Genomic DNA, 7,725 nt, shown 5'->3' with positions numbered 1-7,725 from the left:
GACATCGCTTGAGCTCGATGCCGCTGATCGCGAGCAAGCTTCGCTCCTACAGATGAGGGGGCGCTGTTAGTACGCTGTCCTGCCGGTATGGTTGTTCAACGAGATGACCTTGGTCTTGCCGATGCGGTGACGATAGATCTCGCGCAGGTACTTGATGGCTTTCTTCACGCAATCGCGGGACAGGCGGATGTCGTTGATCGAGACGAACTTGTCCTTGTCGTTGATCAGTTCGCGGTACTTCTTCTCGTACATCGGCTTGATTGCGTACCAGTTGGTATCGAGGATCTTCGCCGGGTTCTCGAACTCGTTGAGCAGCTCGTCGATGCGGCTTTCATCGAACTCCTCGCTGACGATGAAATCGAGGATCGAGTTGTCCAGGGTCTCGTCGAAGCGGTACGGGTTGCGGGCGAAGCAACGCTTGATAAAGGCCACGATCAGGGTCAGGAAGTCGTCCGACAGGCACGGGCTCTTGGCGATCAGGGTGGTCAGCGACAGGTTGGCCGAAGCGCCGATCACCAGGGCGTAACGCTTGAGGGTGGTGTTGGGGAACAGGCTGTTGAGGTGGGTCTTGAGCCGGTTCAGGTCCATGTACGACAGCTTGTAGTCCTTCGGCAGGGAGACGATCGACACCACCGACGAGCAGTTCTTGAAGAAGTGCAGGTCGTGCAGGGCGGCTGCGTCATAACCGGAAGCCTTGTATTGCTCCAGCGCCGCGCGATAACGCTTGGACTCGATCGGCAGCAGGCTGATGCCCTCGATGGCCTGGGTCACCTTGTTGAAGTGCGGCAGGTCGATGGAGCGGAAGAACAGGTCGTCGATGTTCAGGCGCTGCGGCTCTTTCTCGAACACCTTGAACTTGTCGCCGGTCGGCACCGGGGTTTCCGGGACCACGGACTCGGCATAGGCGATCGCCACCGGGCCGGCCAGGCTCATGAACAGGTCGTTGGCATCCAGGCGGATGGTCTCGCCGATGTCGATGCCGGCGCGGCGGAAGTAGTTCTGGTCGTAGTCGGTGGTCACCGCCTGGGCGGTGAGGATGTTGAAGATCTGCTGGGAGATGTACTGGTTGGCGTGCTTCTCCATGGCGTTGACGTCGATGTTCTGGATGTTGCCGTCATCGCTTTCTTCGGCATAACGCATGATGTCGTTGGAGATCAGCATCATCGCGTTCCATGGGCGGATGCGCCCCATGACGCTGGCTTCGCTGCTGTCTTCGTTATCGAAGTTGTAGGAGAAGTCCCATTCTTCCGACAGGTATTTGCACAGCAGTCGTCCGGCGTTGATGTGCAAGGCTTCGGACATTTCGCTGCGGTGGTCGGAGATATTCGGCAGTACGCAGATACCGCTGGTGAAGATCGGCTCGAAGACGAAGGAGTGACCGCTCTTGCTGTCGTGCTCGTCGATCGGCTTGGTGTCGAACGTCTTGTTCATGTACGAGTACTGCTGGGCCAGGCCGAACTCCGAGGCCATGCCCGAACCGGTACCGCCGCCGGCGCTGAAGATCGAGAAGTACAGGCGCGACTGGTTGGCCTTGATGCCGCAGGAGTCGATCAGGTACGAGTGGATCATTTTCCAGTCGGGGCTGGAGAAGCGCTGGGTGTCCTTGTTGAGGATGATCTTGGCCAGGTACTGGCCGAGGATCGGCGCGTTACCGGCGCCGCCGGCATGGACTTCCGAGAGGTCCATGATCTTCATCTTGCTGTAGTCACGGATGAAGCCGCTCTTTTCGCCCTTGCGCGAGAAGCGGATGCGCCCGGCGATGTCCTTGTCCAGATCGCCCAGCATCACCAGCGGCTCGACCAGGAACACCGGTTTGCTCGCCTTGTTCTGGCCCAGGCGCAGGTTGTGGCGGATCCACTGGGCGGGGCTGTAGCCCTTGTCGGCATAGGCCTTGTCGTCGTTGTTGAACTCGTTGAGGTAGAACTTGCGGGCGTTGTACACCAGCTCCGCCACATCCAGGGCGATGTTCGACCCGCAGCGGCCCAGGCCGATCAGGCAGACCGAGGGAAACTCCTGCTCGCGACGCGCCTCGAGTTCGTCCTCCAGGTGCGGTGCGCGGGGGAATACCGAGTCGCGCAGGCCGTCGAGGTTGTCGAGGATACGGTCGGTGTTGGTTTCGGTGAAGTAGAGGTACTGCTGTGGCGCCTGCGGGCGCGAGCTGGACAATGGCTTCGAATCTGAAAAGCTCTGGCTGCCCGGGGTCAGCGTCAGTTCGGATACTGCGTTGGCAGAATTGTTTTTAGAAGTCATTGTGCGCCGTGTGCCTGGACTGGTCGGCTCGGTGACAAGATATCAAAGAGCCATCAAGTGGGTTCTCGCGACTTTACAGTGCGATATTGGCCCCAGCGATAGGGATAAGTCTGATGGCCGCTAGGGGGAATCCTTTCCTAAGTTCAGATGAATCGGCCAGTTTTCGGTGATCTTTAATCAAAAGGAGGCAAGATGATGGCTACGTTACCCACCCTCGGGTTCGCCGGTATTGGCCTGATGGGCTTGCCCATGTGTCGCCGTCTGCTGGCGGCGGGTTATCCCCTGGTGGTGTGGAACCGCAATCGGGAAAAATGCACGCCGCTGCTGGAGGCCGGCGCGCGACTGGCCGAGACCCCGGCCCGGCTGTGCGAATCCGCGGATCTGGTGCTGCTGTGCCTGGCCAATACCGAGGTGGTGCGCGAGGTGGTGTTCGGTGCCGAGAGTATCGCCCAGGGAGCCCGGGCCGGCCAGTTGCTGGTGGACCTTTCCAGCCTGGAACCGACCGCCACCCGGGAAATGGCCGCGCAGCTGGCGAGCAGCACCGGCATGGGCTGGGTCGATGCCCCGGTGTCCGGCGGCACGCCCGGTGCCGAGGCCGGCAGCCTGGCGATCATGGTCGGCGGCGAGGCGGCGGATATCGAAAGGGTTCGGCCAGTCCTGCTCAATCTGGGGCAACGGGTGACCCATATGGGCGGCGTCGGCGCCGGCCAGGTGACCAAGGCCTGCAACCAGATGATCGTCGCCTGCAATGCGCTGGTGATCGCCGAAGTGGTGGCGCTGGCCGAACGTTCCGGGGTCGATGCGTCATTGCTGGCCGAGGCGCTGGCCGGTGGTTTTGCCGATTCCAGGCCGTTGCAGATCCTTGCCCCGCAGATGGCCGAAAGCCGCTTCGAACCGATCAAATGGCATGTGCGCACCCTGCTCAAGGATCTGGACGGTGCGGTGAAGTTTTCTCGCGAGCAGGGCTCGGCCACGCCGATCAGCGGATTGGCTGCACAGCTGATGCGCCTGCATGGCGGCCAGGGCTATCTGGAGCAGGATCCCGCGACCCTGATCCGCCTGTATCGCGAACCGGCGTCAGAGGGCTGACCACGCCAACGGCGGGCAGCATGCGCTGCTCGATCTCGTCGATCATTCCGGGCAACTCTTCCAGGGGCATCGCCCGGCTGAGCAGGTAACCCTGGATGAAGTCGCAGCCGTATTGGGCGAGGAATTCGTACTGCTGCACGCTCTCGACGCCTTCGGTCACCACCTGCAAGTGCAGGGTATGGGCCATGACGATGATCGCCTGGACGATCTCCTTGTCCTGGGTCGACTGGGGCACGTCCTGGATGAACGAACGGTCGATCTTCAGGGTGTTGAGCGGCAGGCGCTTGAGGTAGGCGAGGGACGAGTAACCGGTGCCGAAGTCGTCGATCGACAGTGATACGCCGAGATTGCGGATCTGCCGCAACAGGGCCACAGTGCTGTCGATGTTGCCCATCAGGGCGTTTTCCGTGACCTCCAGTTCCAGGCGCTGGGGCGCGACACCGGCGCTGCTCAGGGCGTTGGCGATCTCCTCGGCCAGCTCCTCCCGGGCCAGGTTCAGGGCCGAGCAGTTCACTGCGATTTTCAGCTCGGCAAAGCCGTGGCGGGACAGGGCGGCCAGGTCCTCGCAGGCCTTGCGCAGGACCCAGTTGTCCAGTTCGGCAATCAGCCCGTTGGCTTCGGCGATCCCGATGAAACGGTCCGGGGCCAGCAGCCCGTGCAACGGATGCCGCCAGCGCACCAGCGCTTCGAGCTTGCTGACTTTGCGGCTGCTCAGGTCGTAGATGGGTTGGTAATACAGGGTCAATCCGGCTTCGCTGCGCAGGGCGTTGCGCAACTCTTCCTCCAGTTGCAGTTCCAGGCTGGCCCGGGTCTTCAGGTTGGCGCTGAAGAAATGCAGGCTGTTGCGACCGCTGCCCTTGGATTGATAGAGCGCCAGGTCGGCATGCTTGAGTAGCTCTTCGCTGGTCTTGCCATCGTCGGGAAAGACGCTGATGCCGATGCTGGTGGTCATCACCATGCGCCTTCCTGCCAGCTCGATGGGCTCCTTCATCTTGCTCATGATGCGCTGCGCCAAGTGCTGGGCTTCGTCGCGGTCGTTCAGGCTCATGAGAATGCAGAACTCGTCTCCGCCGAAACGCGCCACCACGTCTTCATGGCTGCGGGTGGAGCTTTTGATATGGCCGGCAATCACCTTCAACAGTTCGTCGCCGGCATCGTGGCCGAGGCTGTCGTTGATCCGCTTGAAGTGATCGATGTCGAGGAACATCACCGCCAGCATGCCGCCCTGCACGGTCTTTTCGATGAGCTTTTCGGCGAACAGCTGATTGAAACCGCGACGATTGATCAGGTTGGTCAGGGCGTCGTAATGCGCCACCTGTTGCAGCGCTACCCGGGCCTGGTCCAGTTGGCTGAGCAGGGTGTTGACCCGGCGCAGGTCCTGCTCCTTGTGCTGCAGTTTCTTGTCCGCCAGGGCTGCGCTGATGCTGCTGCCGATGATCAGCAGGGCAATCACGGCGATGGTCAGGCCCAGTTGCAAGGGGTTGTCGTCCACCGCGATCGAGGGTGTGCCCGCCGCTGGCATCACCAGTTTCAACGCCCACATGCCGGTGAAATGCATGGCGACTATGCCACCCCCCAGCAGCAGGCTGGAGGCATATTTGAGCAACTGGTGGAACACGCCGCTGCCATTGCTCAAGTAGCGGGACAAGAGCAAGGCGACCAGGCTTGCGCTGATGGCGATGGCAATCGACAGGCCGAACAGGTCGGGCTGGTAGTAGGCCGTGGCTTGCGAGCGCATGGCGGCCATGCCGACATAATGCATGGTGCAGATGCCCAGGCCGATCCAGATCGACGCCAGCAGGTAGCGCCACAGCTGCAGTTGGGCATGGCTGAGGGTCTTCATCGCCAGCCAGGATGCAATCACCGCGATCAGCAGCGACAGCAGGGTCATGGGCAGGTCGTAATGGGTTTCGATGGGGATCTGCAGCGCCAGCATGCCGATGAAGTGCATGGCCCAGATGCCGCCGGCCAGGCAGAAGGCGCCGACCCAGCGCCAGCGTTGCTGGGCCGCTGCCAGGTCGACGTGGCGCACCCGTTCGGCCATGTCCAGGGTGGCGAAGCTGCCGGCGCAGGCCACCAGATAGGCGAGGATCACCAGCACGGGGTTGTGGTTGCAGGTGAGTAATACCTGCCCGCCTTCGGGGAGCTCGGTAAAAAAATGCAGACCAAGCCATTCCATCGCATGCCCCGTTTCTTGAGTCATCCAGGGCCAACCCTGGGGGGCTGGCCAATGGGACTGAGTATAGGAAGCCGAGCCGAGGCCGGGAGCGATGGTGGCAAATTGACTTAAATGATTTCGGAATTCAGCTCATAACCAATCGAGCTAAGCGCTCTGTTCGAAGTACTGCGTCGGCTCCAGGGGCGCGAGCCCGAATGCCGCGCGCGCGGCGTCGCAATCGACGTTCTGTTGGCCATTTTCCCAGGACGCCTCGAACTCGCGGCAGGTGCTGGAGCGCTGGTGGTAGATCGAACAGCTGACTTCCTTGCCGACCTCGCCGGTCAGCGCGGTGCAGCGGGTCGGCTTGCAATCGGTACCGAGCATGGCGACCCGGCTGGGGCTGATGGACGCCACCAGATCGTCGGGGACCGTACCGCCGGAAGAGGCGCATTCACCCCAGAAAAAAGACACACGAAAGTGTGAACAGCAGGCACCGCAATTCAGACACGGACTGGCTTCGGACATGGGCGTATTCAAAGGGGAGGAGGTTGATGAGGGGGGCAGCAAGGCCGCTATTCTAGGCTTCGCAACGGCCTTGGGAAGGGGGCGCGCGAGGTATTTTTCAGGCCCTGTGCAAGTCCTTGAAAAATCGGGCTTTAGCCCCGGTATCCGGGGGCTTGCGGCGGTTTTGGCGGGGGCGCTGGCGCTGTTTGGGCAGCCGTCGAGCGCGGTCGACGAACCGTGCTTCGGATTGCCTGATATCAGACTTACGAATCATTACAGACAACCGCGGCGGGGCTGACTAGATTGCAACTTCCAGGCTCGGTTGCGTCTGGCCGAATAACAATAAATGAGACCGACCCATGCAGAACTCGACCCAAGCGGCGAATGCCTGGCGCATTCTGTTCCTGTTGTTCCTGGCTAACCTGTTCAACTTCTTCGATCGCACCATTCCGGCCATCATCATCGAGCCGATCCGCATGGAATGGCACCTGAGCGACTTCCAGATCGGCATCATCGGCACCGCCTTCACCATCGTCTACGCCATTGCCGGCCTGCCCCTGGGGCGCATGGCCGATACCGGCTCGCGCAGCAAGCTCATGGGCTGGGGCCTGGCGGTGTGGAGCGGGCTGACCGCGGTCAACGGCCTGGTGGGCAGTTTCTGGAGTTTCCTGATCGTGCGCATGGGCGTCGGCATCGGCGAAGCCAGCTATGCGCCGGCCGCCAACTCGCTGATCGGCGACCTGTTCCCGGCCCATCGCCGGGCCCGGGCCATGGGTATCTTCATGCTCGGCCTGCCCCTGGGCCTGTTGCTGGCGTTCTTCACCATCGGCGCCATGGTCAAGGCCTTCGACAGCTGGCGCGCACCCTTCTTTATCGCCGCGGTGCCGGGGCTGTTGCTGGCGGTGTTCATGTTCTTCATCAAGGAGCCCAAGCGCGGGGCGGCGGAGACGGTGAAGGTCTCCCAGGAGCGCGTCGACCGGCCGATCCGCCGGGTGCTGGCGATCCCGACCTTTCTCTGGCTGGTGCTGGCCGGGCTGACCTTCAACTTCGCCACCTACGCCTGCAACTCGTTCCTGGTGCCGATGCTGCAGCGTTATTTCCTGATGTCCTTGCAGGACGCCGCGGTGGCGACCGGGGTGATAGTCGGGGTGACCGGCCTGTTCGGGCTGACCCTGGGCGGCTGGGTCGCCGACAAGATCCACCAGCGTGTCGCCAACGGCCGGTTGTTGTTCGCCGCCTTCAGCATGCTGATCTCGACCCTGTGCACCGCCTGGGCCCTGCATGCCGGGCGCATCGAGATCGGGGTGTTCGTCGCGGTGTTCAGTGTCGGCTGGCTGTTCGCCTACAACTTCTATACCTGCGTTTACACGGCGATCCAGGATGTGGTCGAACCACGCTTGCGGGCCACGGCCATGGCGCTGTTCTTCGCCGGCCTGTATCTGTTGGGTGGCGGCCTGGGGCCGGTGGTGGTGGGGGCGCTGTCCGATCACTTCGCCCATGCGGCGATGTACGCCGCCGGGGCCGAGCAGATGACCGAGGCGTTCAAGGCGGTCGGCCTGCATGACGCCATGTACCTGATCCCGGTGGCGCTGCTGCTGACCATGCTGTTCCTGTTCCTGGCCTCGCGCTGCTTTGTGCGCGATGCGCAGCGGATGAAGGACGGGTTGGTGCCGGGCGCGCCGGCGGGGGCTGCGGTGACCGCCTGATCCACCATGTCCTGTAGG

General features: G+C 62.3%; 5 protein-coding genes. 2 read left to right on the top strand and 3 right to left on the bottom strand.

Annotation, left to right across the window (positions count from 1 at the left end; genetic code table 11):
* Positions 1-66: 66 nt before the first annotated feature.
* Positions 67-2,250 (bottom strand): hypothetical protein, encoded by a 2,184-nt coding sequence (locus tag ACTJKT_RS24370; protein ID WP_025806744.1) that lies wholly within the window; start codon positions 2,248-2,250, stop codon positions 67-69.
* Positions 2,251-2,442: 192 nt separating this feature from the next.
* On the opposite strand from ACTJKT_RS24370, the gene ACTJKT_RS24365 reads away from it, so the two are divergent.
* Positions 2,443-3,339, top strand: coding sequence for an NAD(P)-dependent oxidoreductase (locus ACTJKT_RS24365; protein ID WP_440788863.1), 897 nt, complete (start codon positions 2,443-2,445; stop codon positions 3,337-3,339).
* On the opposite strand, the gene ACTJKT_RS24360 is transcribed toward ACTJKT_RS24365, so the two are convergent.
* Entirely contained in the window at positions 3,230-5,518 is a 2,289-nt protein-coding gene (locus ACTJKT_RS24360) for a putative bifunctional diguanylate cyclase/phosphodiesterase (RefSeq protein ID WP_440788867.1), read from the bottom strand. The genes ACTJKT_RS24365 and ACTJKT_RS24360 overlap by 110 nt on opposite strands.
* A gap of 144 nt (positions 5,519-5,662) precedes the next feature.
* Positions 5,663-6,022, bottom strand: coding sequence for a YkgJ family cysteine cluster protein (locus tag ACTJKT_RS24355; protein WP_025806747.1), 360 nt, complete (start codon positions 6,020-6,022; stop codon positions 5,663-5,665).
* A 338-nt stretch (positions 6,023-6,360) separates the two neighbouring features.
* Between ACTJKT_RS24355 and ACTJKT_RS24350 the strand changes: the two genes are divergently transcribed.
* Positions 6,361-7,707, top strand: coding sequence for a spinster family MFS transporter (locus ACTJKT_RS24350; protein WP_440788862.1), 1,347 nt, complete (start codon positions 6,361-6,363; stop codon positions 7,705-7,707).
* Positions 7,708-7,725 lie beyond the last annotated feature (18 nt).

Origin of the sequence: Pseudomonas sp. 22526, assembly GCF_052044735.1 — a bacterium.
In the GTDB taxonomy this organism is placed as follows: domain Bacteria; phylum Pseudomonadota; class Gammaproteobacteria; order Pseudomonadales; family Pseudomonadaceae; genus Aquipseudomonas; species Aquipseudomonas piscium.
The sequence above is the reverse complement of the archived record's forward strand: the minus strand, read 5'-3'. Positions and strand labels throughout refer to the sequence as shown.

Bases quoted from the DNA above. Each gene is read 5' to 3' on its own strand.
- ACTJKT_RS24370 (WP_025806744.1), bottom strand. From the start codon at position 2,250: ATGACTTCTAAAAACAATTCTGCCAACGCAGTATCCGAACTGACGCTG.
- ACTJKT_RS24365 (WP_440788863.1), top strand. From the start codon at position 2,443: ATGATGGCTACGTTACCCACCCTCGGGTTCGCCGGTATTGGCCTGATG.
- ACTJKT_RS24360 (WP_440788867.1), bottom strand. From the start codon at position 5,518: ATGGAATGGCTTGGTCTGCATTTTTTTACCGAGCTCCCCGAAGGCGGG.
- ACTJKT_RS24355 (WP_025806747.1), bottom strand. From the start codon at position 6,022: ATGTCCGAAGCCAGTCCGTGTCTGAATTGCGGTGCCTGCTGTTCACAC.
- ACTJKT_RS24350 (WP_440788862.1), top strand. From the start codon at position 6,361: ATGCAGAACTCGACCCAAGCGGCGAATGCCTGGCGCATTCTGTTCCTG.